Here is a 23,477-nt window from a genome sequence, read left to right as displayed (position 1 = left end):
AGAGTGGCGCCCGGTTGTTGGGTGACCCTCCAGGGGCCCCTACGGGTCAGACGCTTGGCCACGCTGTTGGGCACACCAATTTTGCGTGGAACTAAATTGACCGGACAGAGCTATATGCGTTTATAGCATTGATGTTTACGATCTTGTAAGTACTAGGATTTAATATACGGGTAAGCTAAAGCTTGTCCTAACGAGAGGAATTTACAGAGATCGGCAGCTCACGCTGTGAGCTTGCTTTGATACTGTCACAGCACTCTATTAGTAAAAATGATTAAGGAAAAGCTTGGAAAACTAGCAGTCTAGTCTTGGGGTAGTGAGATTTCTGCTGCAGCGAAGAAAAGAGATTAGGCACGATTTGATACAGATCACGTTTACGGATTATCTGCAGATCAGTGGTGGGATTTTCCAAGACCTTCTTAACCAAACTATATAGTTTTTCATCGCGGGCCTCCCAATCCACCGCAACATGATTTCCGCTCCGACCGCTTGGGCGATTCTTTGTCTGCAACATCAGCCATGACCGATCGTTTCGATATAGCCATGCATATACGTTTGGAATTAGCTTTTTGATAGTATTTGCGCTGGCGCTCGGGTGCTGATTCGTAATAGAAAGCCATGCCGACCGCTGCTCTTCACACAGAATGTGGAAGCTATTATTTATGATAAGCAGTTTATGGGCTGGATTTGAGCGGAGCAGTCGATTTACCGTGCTAATAGATAGGTTAAAACGTGAGCAGGCTTCTTCCTTACTGAGGCCAGATACCATTGCATTCAAGATTTCCTCTTTCAAACCATTGAATAGTTTTTTGGGTTTTGGTGCTCCAGGCTGTCTTTTGACATTTGACGACGCGTTGTCAGAATTTGGGGCAAGCATTAATTGGCTATAACACCCATTGTTCGGAGCTTGCAGATCATTCGCATACTGCTTATAGGCGTCCACGAATGACTCCACCTTCCCGAATAGCCACCAAATTAAAGTCAAATGCTTCAGCGGATGGCAGTAACCGCGCGGCTTGCGTCTCATTTGAGAAATGAACCCTATTGCCCACCGCCGCGAGCAGCCTAACGCGGTGAAAGGTGGGAATGGTTGAAGCTCTGAACAACATTGTGCAAAGCAGTCAGCAGCGGATTCGCGCGCTTTCCGCGAAGTCCCCAGCTTACTGAAAGCCTCTTTGTAGACCTGGGCAACCGTCACCGGATCAAAGTGGGCACTGGTGCCCATTTTGCAGAGAGCCACTGCTGAGTCGGACATTGTCTGTAGTGCTGTTAGCGTTGAAGGGTCTATGGAAGTTTGGCCCCTCGTTAGTAGCGAGCCTTGATCTGGAAGCAGCCACTGATAGCGCCTCGACCACTGTCTATTCTCGGTAGATTCCATGAGAAGAGAACCATGTATAGGGCATACGATTACACCAGGGATCTGATGGGATAGATGCCAGTACGTGGTCCCGAAGGTTGATCGATCAGCTCTCATGCATTTCAGACAAGCCTTCAACGGGTGCTCTCCGCCAAACTTACCAGTTACAAGTCCCAGTCTGTATTTTAAAGACCCCAATGATGGGCCTCGCATTGCATCTTTGAAATCTTCAATATGCTCAAATGACTGGAATGGAAAGAATACGGGCGCAATGGTGTGCTTACAAATAATTTCCTCTGAATTACCCCAAGCGGATTTTGCTCCTTCATTTAGAAAGTTGATGTTATTTGGAAGGTCATGCGTGAACGATTTGGCGCTGGCTCCAAAAAGAAAATTCAGCGTTTCTTCCGGGGATTGGTTTCCCAAGAAAATATGTTGGCGGCTACAGATACTGTAAAAGCTTTCGTCCGGTAACCAGTGAAGGAATGGAATCTGCCTGCCGGTGAGGTTCATGTGGGTGAGTTCCAAAGAAACTCAAAATAAACCCTAATTCTTTCGTGCGGAAAGTTCTTTGAGTTATTAAAAAATCTTTCTTAGATTTCAGGTAAATAACCTAGGGCACCTGCTGGGGGCGGCGTGCATTGCCCTGGACCTGGGATAGGACCGGAATCCTGTGTGCGCACCGTATAAGCGGAAATTTGATTGTTGGGCGATTTTGAGGAGTTAGGTGATTGGTGCGCAAACTTGTTGTCAGCTAGGAACAGCCGGCGTTAACATATTCTTTTAACCAATCTCGTAGCGAAGAATGCCTTGTCCGACCTAAGCCTGAATCAAGGCTCGCTGGTGGCAAGGGTTCGCACCGGCGCAGACCACGCCTAAGGTAGATGTATCGAACGAATTTCTGATGTCAGCTAGCCAAACGAGAGAGCTAGAAGTCAGTTAGACAAAGGCCCAAGTGCGACCTTGGGCCCCTGTGGATAAGTCAGATAAGCAGCCTGACGCATCCATTGTCTATCCCATGCATGTGAGACGTCAAGTCTCGCACGGCTTCGCTCATCCACAAGAAGCACCGCGTTATCCACAGCTGGACGCGCGGTTGCCTGCCCGCAGGATAAGGGTTTCGTGGGCATGCTTGTTGTTATCCCCAACACGCATGTCCATAGAAATCCTGATGAGACTGGAATGCTTGGATGAAACCGCAGGAAAGATTTGCCCTGATCATGAGCCGGCAGAGCCGGTTCAAGTGGGGCGGGGAATATGTACCGTCTACGCTGGCGGTTCCCCGAGAGGCGCCAAAGGGGTCGCGCATCAGCCGGCTGCACAGCCAAAGGCTGGGACGGACGCTTCATCTCCTTTCGTGGCCAGAGAAGGTGTTCGCACAATTAGCTCTCTACCACCCTGATTTGTTTGAGATGCATGAGCAGAAAATGCTCTGGCCGATTAATGCAGGTCATCCCCTACGAGGGCATCCGCTGACGAAAGGGACTTTTCCGCCGCCTCTGCGCGGTACTGTCGAAATCGCGGGGGAGATCGGTTTTAAGCACTATGACATCGTAGTGGAAGATGAGAGCGGCAGACATAGAGTCCCGTACCCCTACCAAGGGGATCTTCTACTGTACCTGCTGAATAACCGAGGACAACCTTACGCTGTCAACTGGACAGTTAAGGATCGGGCTGAAGCATTCCGTGAGCGCAGAAGCACATCGCCGAAGACCCTTGTTCAACAACGGGAGGATCGTGAGCATGCCGAGCTCAGGGGTGAGCTGGAACGGCGTTACTACGCCAGCGGCGGCATCAGAACTGTTGAGGTTTCGCGCGATATGGTAACGCCCACGATCCAAGCGAACCTGGATCTTCTGTTTTGCATGCATGACCTAGATTTCACCCTTGAGACGGCCTTGCTGGATGATTTCAGTGGTGAAGTGGTGGATGCGGTGAAGGTTGGCACTCCTGTCGCCTATTTGGCGATCGAATACGGTGCGCGGTGGGGGTTGCGCGACCAGTTCATCGCAAAGATTTATCAGGATATCTGGGACCGTAAGCTTCTCGTCGATTTTAGCGAACCTATCCTGATTGATCGACCGCTCGTCACCGGCGGATGCGATTTGCTTCATGAGTTCAGCTCATTTTTTGAAGAGTCGGCACCGTGAGAGCGGGATCACGGATCATCGCCCCGGAGGGTTTTCTCAACCTCACGCAGAGCACTGTCTATCACTTCCTGGCCAGTGATGGAGCGCGAAATCGAGTTCGTCTGATCGAGTTCAGAGAAGATGGTAAGCGGATAGAAACGCATCTGGTTCAGCTATCCCGCATCGATTTTGAAGAGGCGGTTGAGAATGGATGGCTACAGGAGGATGGCCAGGCAGATTCCTCTCCACCTTGGCTGAAACCTATAGAGGGTATGGGTATCGACTACCTGGAGAATCGTCGGAGCTCGAACAAAGAGAGCTATGAACAAAAGGTCAACAATCGCTTCGCAGCTATCTCAAGCTTGATCAAACGACAAGCTGAGGTTCTCGCCAGTGATAAGCCAGACGCATTCATCAACGCTCACGCTAAGACCCTGCGACCTCATCAGAATGCTGCCCGGGTAAGACTCTGGTTTTATACCTATGTGGTGTTTGGGCAGAACAAATGGTCCCTAATGCCCAACCTTCACCGTATCGGAGCCTGGAATCGTGAAGGGCCTAGTCACAAAAAAAAGCTTGGCCGTCCCTCCCGCAAGGGTAGAAGGCATGGACATCGTTGTGAATCGCCCCTGGTTTCGTAGACACCTCCAAGCCTCATAATGAGGCCCAAATAGGAGGTGCCATGAGTCGTCAGCGTTACCCCGAAGAGTTCAAGATCGAAGCGGTCAAGCAAGTGACCGAGAAAGGCAAACCCGTCGCCGATGTCGCCCAGCGCCTGGGCATGTCCGTACATAGCCTTTACGCCTGGATCAAGGTCTACACCAAGCCCCAAGAGCAGCGTCAGCAAGACGACGATCAGCAGGCCGAATTGCGCAAGCTACGCGCTGAACTCAAGCGCGTGACTGAAGAGCGAGACATCTTAAAAAAGGCCGCCGCGTACTTTGCCAAGGAGTGCGGCTGAAGTACGCCTTCATCAAGAAGCACTCGACTGATTACCCGGTGCGGCGCCTTTGCCAAACCCTCAAGGTGCACCCCAGCGGCTACTACGCCTGGCTGGCCGAGCCTCAATCTGCCCGAGCAAAAGAAGATCAACGTCTGCTTGGCTTGATCAAGCACGCTTGGCTAGAAAGCGGAGGTGTATACGGCTACCGCAAAATTCACGATGACCTACGTGAGCTGGGAGAGGAATGCGGACGAAATCGAGTCGGGCGCTTGATGCAGGCGGAGGGGCTGCGTTCGCAAACGGGCTATCGGCGGCGTCCAGGGTTTTACGGTGGAAAACCAACAGTGGCCTCGCCCAACCACCTCGCGCGGCAGTTCAAGGTCAGTGAGCCGAACAAGGTCTGGGTGACAGATATCACTTACATCCGCACCTATGAAGGATGGCTCTATCTAGCGGTAGTGCTGGATCTGTTCTCACGCCAAGTAATTGGTTGGTCAATGAAGCCAAGGATGTGCAGCGACCTGGCTATCGACGCAATGTTGATGGCTGTGTGGCGACGCAAGCCACAGCAGCAAGTGATGATTCACTCAGATCAAGGTAGTCAGTTCAGTAGCTCAGATTGGCAAAGCTTCTTGAAGGCTAACAATGTAATCAGCAGCATGAGTCGGCGGGGAAACTGCCACGACAATGCCGTAGCCGAGAGCTTTTTCCAACTTTTGAAGCGGGAGCGCATCCGACGAAAGATCTACACAACCCGTGAAGAAGCCCGAAGTGATATTTTCGATTACATCGAAATGTTCTATAACCCTAAACGCCGACACAGCAGTGCTATGCAGCTGTCTCCAATAGAGTATGAGAAACGCTATTTCCTGAGCTTGGAGAGTGTCTAGGAAACCAGGGGCGATTCACTACATGGAGTCGCACTCACCATCGTCTGATCCAAAAAAGCCAAAGTGAATGACACAACTCGAGGTTCCGAGTCAGCGGTCATCCCGGAAAAAGTCATCTTTTGCAGCTAGCCCGAAATTCTCTTCAGATTGCTGCTGATTTTCCTCGAAAAGGTGGACCGTACGCCGCTCTTGCTTGAGGTAGGCAATGGTCGCGAAGAAACAACTCTCGCATAGGTGCACCTCATAGCGTTCGCCGTCGTGAAGGGCACCGTAGCCCCAATGCGCCTGCAGCAGCCCATATTGCAGGTTGCCGTTTGCTAGTCGCGTGGCGGAGTCGCAGACGTCGCAACGTACGTCGATCACAGCTTCAGTTTCTACAAGACCGGTGATTTTCATTCCGACCAAGCCTCAGAGCTTCGAGAGGATGAATGAGAGCGATATCTGTATTCGTCGGGCGAGAATCGTCCATTCAGGCCGAATAGCAGATGAGCTGTAAATTGCTCCAGGTACGTTATGGCTTCCTTCTGGACACAGCTTTCGTAGTAAGCACGTAGGGCGAACGGAATGGCCGCTCGATTTTTCAGGCACAGTACCACCAGCTGCGACAACAGATAGCCGCGAACGTCGTACTTCGCGTCAACCGCCCTGATCACTGTCAAATAGCAATCGGTGTAGGGGGCCGTTGATTGCGGGTGCATCCAGGATTCTTGTTGGCTGCTCATCATGAATTCCTTGAGGCGGCCTTAGGCAACTGCATCATGCTCAGCAGTCTGCGAACGTCGCCTACACTATGGTGAGGTGTACTCAAAATACTGGTCGCTGACTCAGTTCGCCGAACTCTCTTACGCGCGCTGGATTCATGTGCAGAATCTGCATATGACTATTTGGTGAGGCGACCCCGCTTTGGCTTTTTCTTCGCCGCGGCCAACACTCTGTCTGGCGCGAATCGCAGTAGAGCCTTCGGTGCGACACCGCCTAGTGTCGAATTTTCAGTCTGGAACCAAGCTGCCATTGACCATTCGTCCATTCTGGCTGAGAGCTCAGACAAGACATCGGTTAGGCCGATCAGCGGTCGATATCCGCGACTGCCATCCAAGCCGTAGATCGGGAAGTAATTCACCTTGCCTGGTCGGAGCGAGAAGATCTGCTCTTCAGCCAGGAACTGATCAGGGTCAATACGTTCGCCGGTGGAGGATGCAAGCCGCACCCATTGTTTTCCTGATATCCAGTCGCCGCTTTGGAAGACCCTGGCGCGGACTACACCGACAGAAACACCTGTCTCCAAAATACTACGGGGTACCGATTCCGCTGGGAGAAAGCAGTCGATGATGAGGTCGAGTGCTTTCTGGGGATAATCGCTGAGCTTCCACTCAAATAGATCGTTGTACATCTGCAACCCACCGAGGTACGCATCGATCGTCTCACCAGAATTGGCCTCGATCGACAAGGTAGCGATTAAGGCCACCTTGCTCTCCGACGTGCCCGGTTCGACGGCAGTCTCGCGATTAGTCTGGATGCGCGCGAAGGGAGTGGTCATAAGCACCTCCCGCGAAGGGGCTATAGGCGGCTGCAGGTGGGACGGCTCATATCCAGCTGGACTTTTGAAACCGAGGTATCAGTATGCAGCACTCTGCACTCGCCGCTTGGCTTTCCGATCAACCGCGAGAGCTTTGGCTGGGAGGAGTGACCCTTTGAGTGTTTACTGGATGTGAGTAGTTGGCGCGGAGCTGAGGTATGTCGTATGAGCAATATTCAGAGAGCTGCGGATGCTCTGCGCAGGTCCAGGAAGGTTGTCTTTTCCACGGGCGCCGGCATCTCCGCTGAAAGCGGAATACCGACGTTTCGCGACAAGTTGACCGGGCTTTGGTCGAAGCACGATCCTGAGCGTCTCGAAACAGCGGACGCCTTCAGAAAGAACCCGGCTCTAGTGTGGAGCTGGTACCTATGGCGGCGCCACCAGGTGGTCCAGGCCAAACCCAACCCGGCCCACCATTCTATTTCTCAGCTGGCCAACGCCGGGTGGGACGTATCCGTCGTCACTCAGAATATTGATGACTTGCATGAACGAGCCGGCTCCAATCCGGTGTTTCACCTTCACGGCAGTCTGATGGACGTGAAGTGCTTCGCCTGCCATAGGCCTGGGAAGCTATCGCCAGCACAGTTGGAAATTCCCGAAGAAGGACAACTGGTTGAGCCGCCCCGTTGTGCTCGATGCAATGGAAAGCTTCGTCCAGGCATGGTCTGGTTCCGGGAGAACCTTCCGGAAGATGCCTGGCGGTCGGCTGTTCGGGTTGTGAGAAGCTGTGACTTGTTGATTTCAGTAGGTACCTCAGGCGTCGTCATGCCGGCAGCTGCTATTCCGAACATGGCCCTAGCTGCGAGGGCTACCGTGATCCATATCAACCTTGAAGACGTAGGATTAGATGGGGCGGACGAGATAATGCTGATAGGAGGTGCGGGGGTGGTATTACCCGCGTTGCTTGAAGCCGCAGGTATTTCTGGGTAGAGAGCCAAACCTGCCCATCATTCCGCTGAATGACGTGCACATTTTTTTGCGCGGATGTCCTTCCTCGTCACCCCAAGAGATTCGGGTCTTTCACCGCTCTCTTACAGGTTAGTCGCGACTGATTCCTACACATTTTAATGCAGATATTCTTACGTGCTGGTTGGTACTGGCTCTCCCATGAGCCTACAAGGCCAAGCGGGTATGCCATTCAGGACTACCTTGCACTCGCCCCTCGACTGCAACTGGTAGCCTAACCGTCACCCTTCTTGTCACTGCGGCTGAAGATCAACCAGCCATGACCTCGCCGCAGTGAATCTGCTCGATACGCTTGTAGGTCTCGTATAGAGAGATCAGGTCGCCTTGGGCCATGACCTCCAGAGGCGTACGCCCGTTAAAAAACGAATTGGAATTCTTAAAGCCAGGGAACCCACTGACGTTGTCCTGGTTGCTGAATGCCTCCCTCAGAAAACCATGGATTCCGATCACCAATCCGATCCTCTGCTGCTGATCCAGATCAAGCCTACTCCCGCAACGCTCCCCCCGCGCAGCGCGGCGAAAAGTCGATAGAGATATCCGCAAGATGCAACAGGCTTGCCTGGGCGTTGCCCGCCAGGCGTCGATAATTCGAAGCGCGACCTTGAGGCCGACCGAACTTTGTTCACCAGTAAGGTGCTGATTGTTAGCCATGGTCTCGACTCCTCACATTCATACAGCTTACATCCATCCGTTTCTGTAGAACGCCAAGAACCGATGAGAGAACTCCTCGGTTAGCTTCTGTTGTGAGCTTTTGCTAGACCGAATGACAAGGAAGCCCGTATCGACTCTCACAGACAACGGACGTATTTCGAGCCCCTTCCCGACAAAATCCATTGCTGTAGGCGGGTCAACGATACTGACTCCGAGCCCTTGGGCAACGAGCGCGCAAGCGGTATAGGACAAGCTCGTCTCCAGACGCGTGACTCGTGGTACCTGGGCCAAGGCAATCTGCACGCCAGCAGAAAAAATGGTACCAGGTCGGGGGGCAACGAATCTCTGCCCTTCAAAATCTCTCGGCGCCACAACCTCCAACTCGGCCATGAGGTGGCTGCTTGGCATTACTGCAACTGCGTCCATGTTCACAGATTGCATCTCGACACCGTGCGGATTGAGCGGTCCTTCCGCATAACCAATATCGACCTGGCCAGCTGAAACCATTTCTACCACTTGGCTGGATGGGACCCCCAGAATGCTGATCTGAAGGTTCGGTCTGTCCCGAAGAAAATCGGCCAAAAATTTTGGCAGCAACGTGTTCGCCACTGCCGGCATTGCCGCGATTCTTAATGAGCCAGCCGTATTTTCCCTGATCCCAGATGCCAAGCGGCCGATCCGATCCAGACCGATGAACGATCGCTCCACCTCGGGAATGAGAGCTTGCGCTTGAGGTGTAGGGATCAATTGGCTCCCCCGCCTTTCGAATAGCGGTAGACCTACAGCTTCCTCAAAGTCCCTGATTAGACGGGTCACCGCAGGCTGTGTCACTGACATCAGGTTGGCAGCCCCGGTCATGCTGCCCGCTCGCATCACTGCATGGAATGCCTCTACCTGGCGATGGTGGATACGCATGACTCACCTCATAACATTTGCGCATACTGCGAGGGCTTATTATTGATTTTAAATTATGATCCTGGCATGGGAAAGTGCAAAAAAAAAAAACAGAACAAGAAAAAAAACGCGCCTCGATGGCGCCAGTAGCTGCAAGCATCCTGCCGAAAAATCCACCCAGATAAGCGCGCTGTCGCCCGTGGAGTAATACCGTGAATTTTTTAGAAGTAATGAGCTTCGGTGACCAGGGATGGGCGGCCGATATGCTGCTCGCCGCCTTGATGACGTGCGCGATATCGGTTTGCGGATTCCTATGTGGATCGGTCATTGGTTGCCTTGGTTGCTGGGCAAAGCTGTCACGGTCTTACGCCCTGAGATGGATCGCCGACGTGTACACCACCGTGCTGCGTGGGGTGCCAGATCTCTTAGTCATCTACCTCTTCTACTTCGGCAGCAGCATGGTGCTGACCGAGTTGGCTCAGTCCCTCGGACTGAAAGGATTCATGGGGCTACCCGGATTTTTCGTGGGCGTAGTCGCCATCTCTGTAATCAGCGGTGCCTACCAGTTGGAAGTTCTGCGCGGCGCGGTAAACAGCGTTGCAGTTGGCAGCATTGAAGCGGGCCGCTCACTGGGGCTGGGTAAATTCCAGCTGTTCTCACTGATCATCGCCCCTCAAGCGTTAAGGCTCGCTCTACCAGGCCTTGGCAACGTTTGGCTATTGGTTCTTAAAGACTCAGCCCTGATCAGCGTTGTCGGCCTGGTAGAGCTGATGCGCCAATCTCAGATAGGCGCGGGTGCTACCCATCAACCCTTCCTTTTCTATTGCACTGCCGCTGCTCTCTATTTCGTGATCAGCGCCTTCAGCAGCCATTTGATTGCGCGGCTTGAGCACAAGCTCAACAAGCCGATGAGGAGAGCATGATGGACTTCGCATTCTTGCTTGAGTGCTTCGAGCGCCTGCTGTCTGGCGTCCCTCTCACACTAGCTTTATCGCTGTTTTCCTGCGCCATTGGCTTGATACTGGCTTCGGTAATCTGCGCAATGCGCTTGTCCAAAAAGGTGTGGTTGGATTATCCCGCCCGCAGTTTTGTAGCCGTGTTTCGCGGTACACCGCTTCTGGTTCAGCTCTTTGTCATTTACTACGGCCTTGGCCAGTTCGCTTGGCTTCGCGAAAGCTTCGCTTGGCCGTACCTCAGAGAGCCTTACTGGTGCGTCCTTGCGGCACTGGCTTTGAACACTGCTGCCTACACCAGCGAGATTCTTCGTGGAGGTATTAATTCCGTCCAGTATGGGCAGATCGAGTCAGCACATTCTGTTGGGTTACGGAAGGATCAGATCTGGCGCTATGTAATTATCCCGCAAGCCTGGCGACAGATGCTGCCTGCTTACGGAAACGAAATAATCCTACAAATTAAATCTACCTCTCTCGCTTCGATTGTCACCCTGATGGAGGTGACAGGTATTGCGGCGAAGCTGGTATCACAGAGTTATCGGCCTATCGAAGTCTTCGTATGTGCCGGTGCGTTGTACCTGCTGTTCAACTTTATCGTAACTCGTGCAGTGATATTGATGGAATCCCGGCTCACACGGGGTATGCGGCGCTAAAAATTTAGCGGCATAAACCTGCCTAATTTATATTGAGGAAGCTTGCCATGCGATTTAAAAGCCTGACGTTGAGCGCAATTATTCTTTCCGGCGTATGTGCATCGTTTGCCAAAGCCGAGGACTCTCAAGTAATCAGAATTGCCACTGAAGGCGCCTACGCACCGTGGAATTTTGTGAAGCCGGGAGGACAACTCGACGGTTTCGAAATCGAATTGGCTCGCGATCTGTGTGATCGCATGAAAGCTAAATGCGAGATTACTGCGCATGATTGGGAGGGGCTGATTCCATCGCTGAACGGCGGGAAAATTGACGCAATCATGGCTGGCATGAGTATTACGCCAAAACGCCAAGAGGTCATCGGCTTCAGTCGCACATATGCAGCACCACTCAACGGTTTTTTAGTACTCGAAAGCAGCAGCCTTGCCAAATTGCCTGGAGAATCTAAGAGCATCGACCTCGACAAAGATGAGGCAGGTGCCGAGGCCGTTATCAAAGAGATGGCGCCCCTACTGAAGGGCAAGGTTATTGGTGTCCAGGGCTCGACTACCGCATCGGCCTTCGCGGAAAAATACCTTTCAAAAGTTGTGGAAGTCCGCGAATACAAAACTGTTGACTCTCACAACATGGATTTGATGAGCGGTCGCATCGATGCGGTATTGGCCAACGCCGTGGTCCTCAAACTCGCAACTCAAGATGCGTCTTTGAAAGAAGCCAATATGGCTGGCCCGGTATTTTCCGGTGGTGTTTTTGGCCCAGGCATCGGCATTGGATTGCGCAAATCCGACACGGACTTGAAGACAAAGTTTGATGAAGCCATCACGGCTGCGGTCAAGGACGGCACTGTGAAGAAGCTTTCCGAGAAATGGCTGAAATTCGACGTAACTCCACTGGAATAAACCAGATATTCCAGGCTTAGCGGAGCGGCAATTTATGAGTGGTGTAACGATCGTTGTAGGCGGTGGACTGGTCGGCTTGGCGACTGCCTATGGTCTCGCCTGCAAGGGACAGAAGGTTCGGCTTTTGGATCAAGGCGATACTGCCCTTCGAGCAGCGCGAGGGAATTTCGGGCTCGTTTGGGTTCAAGGCAAAGGCTATGGGATGCCTGCCTATGCACGATTGACGCTCCGTTCTGCAGCACGGTGGCCTCGCCTCGCCAACGACTTGCTGGCAGAGACAGGTATCGACGTTCACCTACGCCAACCAGGCGGGTTCACCCTTTGCTTGAGCCAGGAAGACATGGCCGAGGAAGCGCGGCAGCTGCACTGGCTACGTGAAGCGCTGGAGGGCAAGTACCGGTTTGATGAACTTAATCCCGAAGAATTACGACGGCGCTTGCCCGGCATTGGGCCTGATGTGGTTGGGGCTTGCTATTGCCCTGAAGATGGCCACACCAACCCATTGCTGCTCCTAAAAGCACTCACCTCAGCGGTTCAACGACGCGGGGTGAGCTTAGAAACAGGCTGTGATGTCCAGACGATCGAGTCCACGGATTCAGGATACCGATTGACCGGCAACGGGCGAACTTGGGAGGGAGATCAGGTTGTGCTGACTGCAGGACTCGGCAATCAGTCCCTGGCTGAGCAGGTCGGTATATCTCTTGGGCTTTCTCCAAATCGTGGGCAAATCCTCATAACCGAGCGTCTGCCTCAGTTTCTGGATTACCCCACCAATTACGTTCGACAGACCGGTGAAGGTACCGTGCAGCTTGGCTACTCCAATGAATCCACAGGCCTGAATGACGGCGTCAGCGCCAACGTAATGTCTAACATCGCTCGTCGAGCAGTCGCCTGTTTTCCCCGCCTGGCCAATGTTCAGCTGGTCCGGGCGTGGGGTGCACTTAGGGTACTCACTCCCGACGGATTCCCTATTTACCAGCAGTCTCTCAGCATGCCTGGCGTATTTGCGCTCACCTGCCACAGCGGTGTGACGCTGGCAGCGGTACATGCATATGAAGTGGCCCCGTGGATCACGGGCGGGCCGCCACCTTACGAGCTTGATGCATTCAGCGATCAGCGGTTCAAGGATCCTGACTACGAGGTAACCTCCAATGGCCACTAGCCCATTGTTCCGATCTCTGGATGCACGCTCATCCGAGGTTGTCATTGAGTTTGACGGAAAGCAGATAAGTGTCGCCGACGACACGAATTTGGCCGCAGCCCTTCTCGAAGCTGGCGTCGAAGTCACCCGAAAGACAGCCGTGAGCGGTGCCTCTCGTACTGCTTACTGCATGATGGGTGTCTGTTTCGAGTGCCTGGTTGAAATCGATGGAGTCTCCAGACAGGCCTGCCAAGTACGGACTCAAGCTGGCTTAAAGGTCAAAACCCATTGCCCAGCAGCGACCCGAGGTGGCATCCATGGCTAACCACGTGCAAGTAGTAGTTCTCGGAGCCGGCCCTTCTGGAATCGCGGCCGCAATGCGGCTACACGCTGAAGGCGTGAAAGTGATGGTGCTTGATGAACAGGCGACTCCTGGAGGACAGATTTACAGAGAAGTAAGCCTGGCGTCTCCGAAGCGCAAAGAACTGTTGGGCAAAGACTATGCGGCAGGCAACGCATCAGTCGTCGCCTTCATGGAAAGCAGCATCGACTATGTTCCGAATGCCTCCGTGTGGCTGGTAACGGCTGAACGCGAAGTACATTTCCGTGTTGCTGGTCAGACTCGTGTCGTTTCTGCAGATCGCATCTTGTTCTGCAGTGGCGCCTACGAGCGCCCCATGCCCGTTCCGGGCTGGACGCTCCCTGGCGTCATGACAGCAGGCGCAGGCCAGATTCTTCTGAAAACTGGAGCACGCGTTCCCAATGGGGACGTGGTACTCGCTGGCACAGGCCCTTTGCTGTACCTGCTGACCATTCAGTACTTGAAAGCCGGCGTGAAAATAAAAGCTCTCGTGGATACGAGTACCCGCAGCGACTTCATAGCCGCAGCTCGCTACTTGCCTGCTGCGCTGCCGGCCTGGAGACAGCTCTTCAAAGGCATCTCATTGATGGCCCAGATTCGCCAGGCGGGCATTGATTGGTACCAGGGCTCAACCGACATACAGATCGAGGGCAAAGATAAAGCCCAGGCCATTAGTTTCTCCCATGGAGGTTCACAGCACTGGTTGGACTGCGACCTGGTACTGCTGCATCAAGGCGTAGTGCCGAATACTCATCCAACGCTGTCCATCGGAGCGGAGCACCGTTGGGATGAGGGCCAAGTCTGCTGGGTAGCAAAGCAGGATGAGTGGGGAGCACTGAGCGTTCCCGGCTTCTACATTGCGGGGGACGGTGCCGGAGTGAACGGCGCAGAAGCAGCAGCTTTGCAGGGCCGTCTGGTGGGTCTAGGCATCGCGATATCTCTAGAGAAACTGAAGCCCGAAGCAGCAGAACCAGAGGCTCAAAGCATTCGCAGTGCCTGGCATAAATTCCGATGCATCCGCCCGATGCTTGAACGGCTGTATCGCCCCATTCAAAGCCTTCAGGTTCCGGCCAATAACACCATCGTTTGCCGATGCGAAGAGGTCACTGCGGGCGCTATTCGCCAATACGCAGCACTTGGATGTGAGGGGCCAAACCAAACAAAAGCATTCGGCAGATGCGGCATGGGCCCATGCCAAGGTAGGCAATGCGGCCTCTCCGTGACGCAGATTTTGGCTGATGCCCGGCAGGTTCCGCCTTCCGAGGTTGGCTATTACCGAATCCGCCCACCAATGAAGCCGATCACTCTCGCCGAGCTAGCCAATGAAAAATAACCAGGAGCACACCTATATGACTTCCATCAATCGTATAGAAAGCAACGCGCGCTTGAGCCGAGCAGTCGTTCACAACGGCGTGGTCTATCTCGCAGGCATTACCGCCACTGACTGTACTCAGGACATCCGAAATCAAACACGCGACGTGCTGCAAAAAATCGAAGAGCGACTGAGTCAAGCAGGAAGCGATAAAGATCACATCTTGTCCGCTCAAATTTGGCTAGCGAATATCGTTCAGGATTTCGATCCTATGAACGACGAGTGGAGCAACTGGCTTGGATCTGCTGGCCGGCCGGCACGCGCTACATGTCAAGTAGCCTTTGATGATCCTTCATTGTTGATCGAAGTGATCATCACGGCTGCGGTCATCTAAAAGCTGAAAGTTGCTCTGCAGGACCAGGGCAGATCATTTACGTCATCCAGCATTTTCGATGCGCCTAGCAGAATGTGACGTGCGCGAAGATAAAAATAAGGTGTCTTATGTCCATCTCCTCTGAAGCGGCATCCTGGAACTCGAAGAGCAGCAATCAGCCTGCAATAAATGTAGGCGCTGAGGCAAAACTCAGTATCTCAGGCCTCTGCAAGCATTATGGGGAGCACCAAGTTCTCCGCGGCGTATCACTTCATGCTGATAAAGGAGATGTAATCAGCCTTATCGGCGCTAGTGGTTCGGGTAAAAGCACACTTCTGCGCTGCGTGAATTTCCTTGAACAGCCCGACGCTGGCAAGATCAAGCTGGATGACTATTGCTTGGAGATCGGAGGCACTGCTGGTAAACACAGCCTGCCTAAGGCCAAAGAGCTCCAAAAGCTTCGCTCCAGATTGGCGATGGTATTTCAGCACTTCAATCTGTGGAACCATATGACAGTCCTGGACAATGTGTGCTTGGGACCTCAGAAGGTATTGGGCATCTCTAGACAAGAAGCAGTTGCCCGAGCTGAGAAGTATCTGGAAAAAGTAGGTCTGCCTCCCCGCACAGCTCAGCAGTATCCATCGTTTCTTTCCGGTGGTCAGCAGCAACGCGTAGCCATTGCCAGAGCGCTGGCTATGGAACCCGAGGTGTTACTTTTTGACGAGCCCACCTCCGCGCTCGATCCCGAGCTCGTCGGTGAGGTGCTAAAGGTAATTAAGTCGCTCGCGGAAGAAGGCAGAACCATGCTTATGGTAACCCATGAAATGGCTTTTGCTCGCCAAGTTTCAAGCAAGGTTGTATTCCTGCATCAGGGATTAATTGAAGAGCAAGGCAATGCTTCTATTCTTGATGCCCCGCAAAGTGAAAGGCTGCAGAAGTTTTTGGCAAACAACTTAAAGTAAGACTAAGCCAGCCTGGCTTAGCGTGCCAATTCATATTCAAAACCATCAATGAGGTAGGGCTCTGTTATGTCCATCGTGCCGAACTCACAATTTTACGATGCTAGATCCAATAGAGCTGCTAAATCATCGACCAAGCAGGAACTACAGTTCATCAACGGAATGCCATCCCGCTTACTTCTGGTGATCGAGCCTAGGTCGAGCGAGTTTTTAATAGAGAGTGGTGCAACCGTTCGTGTATTGGTTGAGCATCAGTCAACCGAGCAGGCTATAGAGGTTGAATACCTTCCCGGTGGCATGGTGGTCTACACGAGCGATAGTGGGCTGGTAGAGGTGTATCAAAATGGGCGTCGACTCCCGCAAGATAATCAAACTCGGACCATGGCCAATAAACTAAGCCGTTAGCAACAATCCCTTTTTACCGCTACGGTCTAATAATGGCTTGTACCAAGGTAAGAAAATCTGGGGGCAACGGTGATTACGCGATGAGCTCAACGCAGCTCTCCTAACATTCTGATACGAGTGCATTTTTATGCTTCTGAACAAATTCGTATGTACTGTACTCACAGCTGCAGTCTGCGCTTGCAGCACCCTGTCTATAGCCGATGAGAAAGCTCTGCGGATCGGCATTGAAGCCGCCTACCCCCCGTTCGCCTACAAGACGCCAGACAACCAGTTAGCTGGCTTTGACTACGACATTGGTCAAGAGCTCTGCACAAGGATAGCGACGAAATGCGAATGGATTGAGATGGAGTTTGATGGGCTTATCCCTGCGCTCAAGGTCAGAAAAATTGATGCTGCGATCTCATCAGTTTCTATCACTGCTGCAAGAGCCAGGTCCGTCGACTTCACAAATAGCTACTATCTGTTACCCGCCAAGCTGGTCGCACGAAAGGATAGTGGTATCAACGTTGCTCCCGCTGACTTGAAAGGAAAACGCATCGGCGTGCAACGGGCCTCTAACTTTGACCGCTATGCAACTGAAATTTTTGAAAAAGAAGGCGCTGAAGTCGTCAAGTACGGCACACAAAACGAGGTATTCCTCGACTTGGCAGCTGGACGCTTGGATGCGTCGCTTGCCGGTGCCTTAGTCATTGAGGACGGTTTTTTGAAAACGCCTCAAGGCGCAGACTATCATGTGCTTGATCAAAATTTCACAGATGAAACTTATTTTGGTACCGGGGCCGGTATCGCGATACGAAAAAACGACCCACTGGTTGGAAAACTGAATGATGCATTAGCAGCCATCAAAAAGGATGGCACTTATGACAAAATTCAGAAGAGGCACTTTCAATACGATATCTCTGGCGACAATACTCAAGCCTTTCTTATCTACAAGCGCTTAAAGTAGACGTATTGAAGATTGACAAATCATTTGTAGATACGATTGAAACACAGTCGGTTGCTGGGACCGTGACGGCACATATCATAGATATGGCTCACTCATTAGGAGTGGAAATTATTGCCGAGGGTGTAGAAAGTAGACAGCAAGCTGAGTACCTAAAGAATCATGGTGTACAGTACGGTCAAGGATGGCTATTTGGGAAGCCCATGGAGGCGACGGCGCTCAAGGAATATGTAGCCATCAACAAAAACAATACGGCTAGCGAGTTAGAGTCTCGCTAGCCGAGAAGTACCTGCATCCAGAGTTATGATCTCATGGGGTTACAACATTAAACCAAAACGGGAAGTCATCAAGCAAACTGAGAAACTCGGTAAAGGCTTCTCTTTTTCCTTCAATTTCAATTTGCCATTTGCGATTTGTTGTTCGAAAGTGACCTTGCCCATCTGAATGTCATCAAGATCCGACTTGCTTATGCTTAGGTTCGCATCTGCATTGCCCGCGGAGTGAGAACTGTAGTTGAGAACGGCGTTTTCAACTGTCAGAGCATAGGTCTGATCTATGCACGCATGGAGCGGGAAATGGAAAAGCTTTACCACGACTACCGGTTGGTTGAAGACACCCTTGGCGAAACCATGTTGGTACTCGTGGTTGCCAAGGGCTATGTGTCTCGTATGCTGCGCAATCAGACTATCGCAGCTTACTTGGAGCGTTTCGAGCCTGACCTGGTGCGTGAGCTGGCGGGGGTTGTGGAGGCGGTTACCGCCGATGCTCGTAGTCTGGAGCGTGAATAGACCTCTACCGGCTGCGCTGAGTGGGAGGTCATCATTCGTTTCTGGGACATATCGTCAGTGCTATGTTGGCGAGGGCATAGAATCAGGCTGAAATCGTGGCTTCGTCGCACACAGTGGTCGCAATCAGGGGGGACATGGAGACCAAGGCTAGCATTGGCATCAGCTTGTCGCGTTTTGCCGCGAAATCGCAGTGTTGCGCCGTCCTATGGACGCTGAGGTTAAGCAGCGTCAAGTTGCCTAGCATTGGGATGCTCTCATGCCGTTCACGATCAGGAGCTGCCAGAGCGTCAATGTGCCGCGAGAGCGCACTATCACTTCATCTTGAATGCTTCTGAAAGCCGCGTCGTTTGTGGCTGCGACAGTTTTTATTCTCTAGGCCATCTGCTTGGAGGCGCGGTTTCGCCCTGTGCGACAGTTTTGCGTTTTCTCCAAAGGGGCGTGAAAGCCCCATGAAATGGCGCCACTCTGCGACAGTTTTAATTCTCTAAATCCACTTGGTTTCGTTGAATTAAAACAGTCGTCGAACAATTAAAACTGTCGCCGGTAGAGGGGAAGCGCTCGTTTCCCTTCATCGGACGGTTTCAACCGTCTCCCTCGCGTCCCGTCTCCCCCTTGGTCTGGCGTTCGCCTATGCCCCTTCCAATTCAGACTGATGAACCTTTTCTGTCATTACATGAGAAGGAATTTGCTGCTCTCCTGGGCTGATCCCAAGGCAGCAACCTTCGAAATCCTGGCCCCAAGCCATGTGATCAAGAGCTCCGAGTTCCGCATGCTCGCTGCTGAACTCGGGTGACCAGGGTGCTATGGCTTCATCGGCTTGTTCACTGTCACACAATGCACGCCGCGTTCAATGTCATTAAAAGTGATTGGGATATTGCCTATTCAGGGAACGAATATCTTTCTGCAAATGTGCAGTATAGTGAACCGGTTGCTTCGTTCTGCCCTGAATGCGTTAGGGAGGAAACCGCCACTCCAGTGAGCGGATGATAATAAAAATGAGTGGAACCCCTGCCTGTGAAAATCCAGCCTCTTCCGCCGCTCAACAGTCTTCATGCGTTTGAGTCTGCGGCACGCCACTTGAGCTTTACCCTTGCCGCCAAGGAATTGAATGTTACCCAGGGTGCAATTAGCCGTCAGGTTCGCCTTCTTGAGGACTACCTGGGCAAGGCACTATTCACCCGTACCACCCGTAGCATGTCCCTGACCCCCACCGGCGCGCAGTATTACGAAACGGTGCGTGAATGCATGCTTCACCTGGCCCGCGCCACCGGCGATATACGCCAGTGGCAAGGCAACCAACAAGTCACCGTTGCCACCAGTACCGCCATGGCGTCGCTGTGGTTACTGCCCAAGGTGTCGGAATTCCAGAGTGCCCATGAAAACATCGACCTGCGGATCATCGCCCACGATCATGTGAAGGATTACGCCAGGCTCGACAGCGACCTGGCGCTTTACTACTGCAACCCACCGCCCAAGGACATGGCTGTCACGCCGCTGTTCTCGGAAGAAATCTTCCTGGTGTGCAGCCCGGCCTATCTGGCCAGGCATCCGCAACTGAGCAGCATCGAAGGGTTGTCGTCGTGTACCTGGCTCTGGCTTGAAGACTCCCAGCGCGACTGGGTAGGTTGGCCCGAATGGTTCAAGCGCCTGGGATACGAGCCCATGACCCCCAAGCATCGCGTCAATATCAACAGCTACGGTATGCTGATCCAGTCGGCGATCAGTGGCCAGGGCGTGGCCCTGGCCTGGGGCAACCTGGTGGACGATGCGTTGAGCACCGGTGCGCTGGTCAAGCCCAACGATGTGGTACTCCAGACCGACGCCAAGTTCTGCCTGCTGGAGTCGTCCACCGAGCGTGGTCCTCGTGAAAGCGTGCGGCTGTTCCGGGACTGGTTGATGGCCCTGCCTTCGGTGCAGAAATAGCCTGCCCAAAACACAAGACCGACAGCTGATGGCTGTCGGTCTTGTGTCTTCCAGGGTGGCTTTAGGTTAGCTGGCTTTCTTCGCTGTCAGCCCCATATCAAGCCCCTCGCAGGCCAAGGGCCCAGCCACCGGCGTGATGCCTTGCGGGTGAATCCCAGGTATAGGAAGGCGCCCACCCGGCGGCGTATCAAGCAGGCCGTCAGCCATCTCCTGGCGCAAGCTGCGCATCAGGGTGTAACTAATCAGCAGGATGAACCCCGCAATCGGCAATCCCGCCGCAATGCTCGCCATCTGGATCGCCTTGAGCCCCCCCGCCATCAGCAGAGCCATGGCTATAGCACCTTCCAGGATGCACCAGAGCAGGCGGATACTCTGCGGCGGGTTGGCGCTGCCCATGGAGTTCAACGTACACAGCACCTGGGTGCCGGAGTCGGCCGAGGTGATGAAGTACGTCGCCAGCAGGATACAGACCAGCACGCTCAGCACCTTGCCCAACGTACCGGCGTCGATCTTGTGCAGCAGGGTGAACATGGCAGCGGTGGTTTCCTGCTTGGTCGCCAGCAATACCGTGCCACCTTCGAACTTGGCCTTGTCGCCCTGCAGCTCACCACTGGCAACCAGTTCTGCGTGCTGCTGACGATCGAGCTGCTCAGCCTTGAGCGCGGTACCACCGAACACCGACATCCAGATGATCGTCACCAGGGTGGGTACCAACAGCGCGCCGGCGATCAGTTCACGGATGCTGCGGCCTTTGGAAATTCGCGCAATGAACAGACCGACAAACGGGCCCCAGGTCATCCACCACGGCCAGTAGAACGCCGTCCACCAGTTCTGCCAGCCGCTGTCCTTCTGGGTATCGCTCCAAAAGCTCAGACCCACTACATGGCTGGCGTAGTCGCCGGTGCTCTCCAACATCAGGTTGATGATGTAGCGGGTTGGCCCCAGCAGCAGGATCAACACCACCAGCACCACCGACAACAGCATATTCCATTCCGAAAGGCGCTTCATGCCACGCGACACGCCGGCCATCACCGATACGGTAGTAACCAGGGTAATGAGCACGATCAGGGTGATCTGCACCCCCAGGCTGATGGGCAGGTCAAACACCTGGCTCAGCCCGGTGTTCATTTGCACCACGCCCAGGCCCAGCGACTGGGATACACCGAACGCGGTAATCACCACGGCAAGGATGTCCACCACATGTCCGATGGGCCCATAGATGCGCTCACCAATCAGCGGGTAAAGGATCGAGCGCATGCTCAGCGGCAAGCCCTTGCGATAGGCAAAGTAGGCAAGGCCCAGGCCAACGATGGTAAAAATAGCCCAGGGATGCAGGCCCCAGTGGAATAGGGTAATTCGCATAGCTGTGGTGGCGGCTTCGTCGGTGAGGCCGGTGGCGAACGGGTTGCCCGCGTAATGCCACATGGGTTCGGCAACCGACCAGAAGATCAGTCCGATGCCCATGCCGCCACTGAACAACATGGCGATCCAGGAGCCGAAGCTGAACTCGGGTTTGTCGTCGTCTCGCCCAAGCTTCATAGACCCAAACTTGCTGCACATCAGATAGATCAGTAGCCCCAGCACACCCGTGACGGAAATCAGGTAGAACCATTTGAAATTCTGCAGGATGAAGTCGGATGCACGTTGAAAAACCGCTGCTGCATGTTCGGCAAACAGGGCGCAAAACAGCACAAAGGCTACTACGGCCAGTAACGACCAGATCGTCACGGTGGGATTGAGGCCTTTGAGCAGGCCAGATTCGGCACGCATTGGTTATCCCCTATTGTTTTTGTTCAAGGGTTTGATGTCACGGTTTGGGTAGAGCCGCTGCCACAGGCAGGTGCCGGATCCCTGGCGGCGGTCTTCCCGCAGGCCCAAGGCGCGGTACGCTCTCTCGGGCCCTATCAAAATGGGAGAATTACCCGCTCTTCGACAAACCATTTCTAGTCATTAATTGATTACCAAAAGTCATTAATCTGAAAATTCCAGAGCCTGGCAGTTCATCAACGATTATCTACCACTACCGTCATCGACGAATAAATCATTAATGATAAAAACTGATAAATAGCGTTGAAATAAATCGTTTGTCGCGCCCTTCTTCTCTTGCTGAAACTGGCACCAGGCATCAAGGCATTGCCTGCCGTGCATCTAACAAGAGAAAACAAAAAATGACCGTATCGACTGACTCCCGCCTTATTCCCGTCCACGTCTTGGAAACCGTTCTGGCGCCTATCCATGAAGCTCATGGCCTGACCAACGAGTTCTACACCGACCAGCGCTATTTCGAACTCGAGCGCGACGAAGTGCTGGGGCGTAACTGGGCGTGTATAGGTTTTGCAAGCGACTTGCCGACCAACAGCTACGTCAAGCCGGTCGATTTCATGGGCCTGCCGCTGCTGATGATGCGCAACCGTGAAGGCCTGGTGCAGGTGTTTCACAACGTCTGCAGCCACCGCGGCGTGAAACTGGTTCAACAGGCGGGTGAAGTGCAGGGTGTGATCCGCTGCCCCTACCACTCCTGGACTTACGACCTGAACGGAGGTCTCAAAGGCACTCCGCACATTGGCGGGATCAACCAGCACAAAGACGAACGTTTCGCATGCGAGAAACACGGCCTGAAGGCGCTGCGCACCACGATCTGGATGGACATGGTGTTCATCAACCTGTCTGGCGAGGCACCGGCGCTTGAAGAGCAACTGCAGCCGTTGACCGAACGCTGGACTCAGTTCCTGGGCAATGACGGCATGAGTCTGCTGCGTCGTGAAGCGAACGGTGGTGCCATGAGCATCGAGGTCAACTGCAACTGGAAGCTAGCAGTCGAGAACTACTGTGAGGCCTATCACCTGCCGTGGGTGCACCCGAGCCTGAACAGCTACTCGCGCCTGGAAGACCACTACAACATCATGTTCGAGGAATTCGCTGGCCAAGGCAGCCACGCCTACAACCTCTCGGCCGTTGCCGGTACCCATTTGCCGATCTTCCCATCCTGGCCACAGGACCGCCTGCGCACTGCTGAGTACGTGGCGTTCTTCCCCAATGTGCTGCTGGGCATCCAGGCCGACCATGCGTTCGCCATGATGCTCGAGCCTGTGGCGCCGGGTAAAACCATCGAGCACCTGCGCCTGTTCTACGTGGGTGACGAAGCGCTCGACAGCCGTTACGACGCCTCGCGCAAAGCGGTAATGGAATCCTGGCGCGTAGTGTTCGCCGAAGACATCGCCTCGGTCGAAGGCATGCAGAAGGGCCGCTCCTCGCCTGGTTACAGCGGCGGTGCGTTCTCGCCGGAAATGGATCTGCCGACTCACTACTTCCACAAGTGGGCTGCCCGCCAATTGCTTGACTGTGCTCAACGCGCCTGAGGTGATCA

At 53.5% G+C, this 23,477-nt stretch carries 23 protein-coding genes and 2 pseudogenes; 17 read left to right on the top strand and 8 right to left on the bottom strand.

The window, feature by feature from the left end; translation table 11 throughout:
• Positions 1–271: 271 nt before the first annotated feature.
• Entirely contained in the window at positions 272–1,867 is a 1,596-nt protein-coding gene (locus ACE4QZ_RS27820; protein ID WP_279934827.1) for a TnsD family Tn7-like transposition protein, read from the bottom strand.
• A 677-nt stretch (positions 1,868–2,544) separates the two neighbouring features.
• On the opposite strand from ACE4QZ_RS27820, the gene ACE4QZ_RS27815 reads away from it, so the two are divergent.
• From ACE4QZ_RS27815 to ACE4QZ_RS27805, 3 genes are all read left to right on the top strand, one after another.
• Complete coding sequence (locus ACE4QZ_RS27815; protein WP_279934828.1) at positions 2,545–3,504, top strand: hypothetical protein; 960 nt, start codon at positions 2,545–2,547, stop codon at positions 3,502–3,504.
• Entirely contained in the window at positions 3,501–4,124 is a 624-nt protein-coding gene (locus ACE4QZ_RS27810) for a hypothetical protein (RefSeq protein WP_410480270.1), read from the top strand. The genes ACE4QZ_RS27815 and ACE4QZ_RS27810 overlap by 4 nt, the downstream gene beginning before the upstream one ends.
• A gap of 41 nt (positions 4,125–4,165) precedes the next feature.
• Positions 4,166–5,316 (top strand): IS3 family transposase gene (locus ACE4QZ_RS27805; protein WP_087785413.1). Its coding sequence is split into 2 segments (ribosomal slippage): positions 4,166–4,400 and positions 4,400–5,316, totalling 1,152 coding nucleotides; the frame shifts between segments, so codons are not numbered across the junction.
• Between the two features lie 90 nt (positions 5,317–5,406).
• On the opposite strand, the gene ACE4QZ_RS27800 is transcribed toward ACE4QZ_RS27805, so the two are convergent.
• The 3 genes from ACE4QZ_RS27800 to ACE4QZ_RS27790 form a co-directional block, all read right to left on the bottom strand.
• On the bottom strand, positions 5,407–5,712 hold the full coding sequence (locus ACE4QZ_RS27800; RefSeq protein WP_279935003.1) for a hypothetical protein: 306 nt from the start codon (positions 5,710–5,712) through the stop codon (positions 5,407–5,409).
• Positions 5,709–6,038, bottom strand: a complete 330-nt coding sequence (locus ACE4QZ_RS27795) for a hypothetical protein (RefSeq protein ID WP_279935004.1) — start codon at positions 6,036–6,038, stop codon at positions 5,709–5,711. Before ACE4QZ_RS27795 ends, ACE4QZ_RS27800 begins: the two co-directional genes overlap by 4 nt.
• A 158-nt stretch (positions 6,039–6,196) precedes the next feature.
• Entirely contained in the window at positions 6,197–6,853 is a 657-nt protein-coding gene (locus ACE4QZ_RS27790; RefSeq protein ID WP_279935006.1) for a hypothetical protein, read from the bottom strand.
• A 204-nt stretch (positions 6,854–7,057) separates the two neighbouring features.
• Between ACE4QZ_RS27790 and ACE4QZ_RS27785 the strand changes: the two genes are divergently transcribed.
• Positions 7,058–7,822, top strand: a complete 765-nt coding sequence (locus ACE4QZ_RS27785; RefSeq protein WP_279935007.1) for an SIR2 family NAD-dependent protein deacylase — start codon at positions 7,058–7,060, stop codon at positions 7,820–7,822.
• A 285-nt stretch (positions 7,823–8,107) separates the two neighbouring features.
• Here ACE4QZ_RS27785 and ACE4QZ_RS27780 read toward each other — a convergent pair whose 3' ends face one another.
• Positions 8,108–8,509, bottom strand: coding sequence for a hypothetical protein (locus ACE4QZ_RS27780; RefSeq protein ID WP_279935009.1), 402 nt, complete (start codon positions 8,507–8,509; stop codon positions 8,108–8,110).
• Between the two features lie 27 nt (positions 8,510–8,536).
• Positions 8,537–9,424 carry a LysR substrate-binding domain-containing protein gene (locus ACE4QZ_RS27775; protein ID WP_279935010.1) on the bottom strand — a complete coding sequence of 296 codons (888 nt, stop codon included), beginning with the start codon at positions 9,422–9,424 and terminating at the stop codon, positions 8,537–8,539.
• Positions 9,425–9,615: 191 nt separating this feature from the next.
• On the opposite strand from ACE4QZ_RS27775, the gene ACE4QZ_RS27770 reads away from it, so the two are divergent.
• The 10 genes from ACE4QZ_RS27770 to ACE4QZ_RS27725 all read left to right on the top strand — a co-directional run bounded on the left by ACE4QZ_RS27770 (position 9,616) and on the right by ACE4QZ_RS27725 (position 17,677).
• The gene (locus tag ACE4QZ_RS27770; protein ID WP_279935012.1) at positions 9,616–10,326 is read left to right on the top strand and encodes an ABC transporter permease; all 711 of its coding nucleotides are present in this window, start codon (positions 9,616–9,618) and stop codon (positions 10,324–10,326) included.
• Complete coding sequence (locus ACE4QZ_RS27765; RefSeq protein ID WP_279935013.1) at positions 10,326–11,009, top strand: ABC transporter permease; 684 nt, start codon at positions 10,326–10,328, stop codon at positions 11,007–11,009. The genes ACE4QZ_RS27770 and ACE4QZ_RS27765 overlap by 1 nt, the downstream gene beginning before the upstream one ends.
• Before the next feature lie 47 nt (positions 11,010–11,056).
• On the top strand, positions 11,057–11,905 hold the full coding sequence (locus ACE4QZ_RS27760; protein WP_279935014.1) for a lysine/arginine/ornithine ABC transporter substrate-binding protein: 849 nt from the start codon (positions 11,057–11,059) through the stop codon (positions 11,903–11,905).
• Positions 11,906–11,939: 34 nt separating this feature from the next.
• Positions 11,940–13,067: an NAD(P)/FAD-dependent oxidoreductase gene (locus ACE4QZ_RS27755; protein ID WP_279935015.1), complete on the top strand. Its 1,128-nt coding sequence runs from the start codon at positions 11,940–11,942 to the stop codon at positions 13,065–13,067.
• Positions 13,057–13,371 (top strand): (2Fe-2S)-binding protein, encoded by a 315-nt coding sequence (locus ACE4QZ_RS27750; protein ID WP_279935017.1) that lies wholly within the window; start codon positions 13,057–13,059, stop codon positions 13,369–13,371. The genes ACE4QZ_RS27755 and ACE4QZ_RS27750 overlap by 11 nt, the downstream gene beginning before the upstream one ends.
• Positions 13,364–14,740 (top strand): NAD(P)/FAD-dependent oxidoreductase, encoded by a 1,377-nt coding sequence (locus ACE4QZ_RS27745; RefSeq protein ID WP_279935018.1) that lies wholly within the window; start codon positions 13,364–13,366, stop codon positions 14,738–14,740. Before ACE4QZ_RS27750 ends, ACE4QZ_RS27745 begins: the two co-directional genes overlap by 8 nt.
• Positions 14,741–14,756: 16 nt before the next feature.
• Positions 14,757–15,113, top strand: coding sequence for a RidA family protein (locus tag ACE4QZ_RS27740; RefSeq protein WP_279935019.1), 357 nt, complete (start codon positions 14,757–14,759; stop codon positions 15,111–15,113).
• Positions 15,114–15,220: 107 nt separating this feature from the next.
• Positions 15,221–16,054 (top strand): ABC transporter ATP-binding protein, encoded by an 834-nt coding sequence (locus ACE4QZ_RS27735; RefSeq protein ID WP_279935020.1) that lies wholly within the window; start codon positions 15,221–15,223, stop codon positions 16,052–16,054.
• Between the two features lie 529 nt (positions 16,055–16,583).
• Complete coding sequence (locus ACE4QZ_RS27730; protein WP_279935021.1) at positions 16,584–17,402, top strand: transporter substrate-binding domain-containing protein; 819 nt, start codon at positions 16,584–16,586, stop codon at positions 17,400–17,402.
• A complete protein-coding gene (locus ACE4QZ_RS27725; protein WP_279935032.1) occupies positions 17,345–17,677 on the top strand; it encodes an EAL domain-containing protein in 333 nt (110 codons plus the stop codon). Before ACE4QZ_RS27730 ends, ACE4QZ_RS27725 begins: the two co-directional genes overlap by 58 nt.
• Positions 17,678–17,708: 31 nt before the next feature.
• Here ACE4QZ_RS27725 and ACE4QZ_RS27720 read toward each other — a convergent pair.
• Positions 17,709–17,992 (bottom strand): annotated as a pseudogene (locus tag ACE4QZ_RS27720) (alkyl sulfatase C-terminal domain-containing protein).
• Here ACE4QZ_RS27720 and ACE4QZ_RS27715 point away from each other — a divergent pair.
• Together ACE4QZ_RS27715 and ACE4QZ_RS27710 are read left to right on the top strand one after the other, a co-directional pair.
• Positions 17,957–18,187, top strand: a pseudogene (locus ACE4QZ_RS27715) (chromosome partitioning protein); the annotation flags it as partial. The pseudogenes ACE4QZ_RS27720 and ACE4QZ_RS27715 overlap by 36 nt on opposite strands.
• A 1,014-nt stretch (positions 18,188–19,201) precedes the next feature.
• Positions 19,202–20,110: a LysR substrate-binding domain-containing protein gene (locus tag ACE4QZ_RS27710; protein WP_010955855.1), complete on the top strand. Its 909-nt coding sequence runs from the start codon at positions 19,202–19,204 to the stop codon at positions 20,108–20,110.
• A 66-nt stretch (positions 20,111–20,176) separates the two neighbouring features.
• On the opposite strand, the gene ACE4QZ_RS27705 is transcribed toward ACE4QZ_RS27710, so the two are convergent.
• On the bottom strand, positions 20,177–21,880 hold the full coding sequence (locus ACE4QZ_RS27705; RefSeq protein ID WP_003253226.1) for a BCCT family transporter: 1,704 nt from the start codon (positions 21,878–21,880) through the stop codon (positions 20,177–20,179).
• 398 nt (positions 21,881–22,278) lie between these two features.
• Here ACE4QZ_RS27705 and ACE4QZ_RS27700 point away from each other — a divergent pair, with 398 nt between their 5' ends.
• The gene (locus ACE4QZ_RS27700) at positions 22,279–23,469 is read left to right on the top strand and encodes an aromatic ring-hydroxylating oxygenase subunit alpha (RefSeq protein WP_003253228.1); all 1,191 of its coding nucleotides are present in this window, start codon (positions 22,279–22,281) and stop codon (positions 23,467–23,469) included.
• The last annotated feature ends 8 nt before the right edge of the window (positions 23,470–23,477 follow it).

The sequence above is a fragment of the Pseudomonas sp. DCA-1 genome (assembly GCF_046523955.1).
Taxonomy (GTDB): domain Bacteria; phylum Pseudomonadota; class Gammaproteobacteria; order Pseudomonadales; family Pseudomonadaceae; genus Aquipseudomonas; species Aquipseudomonas putida_Y.
Note: the sequence above shows the minus strand (reverse complement) of the source record. Positions and strands in the feature narration are given on the sequence as shown.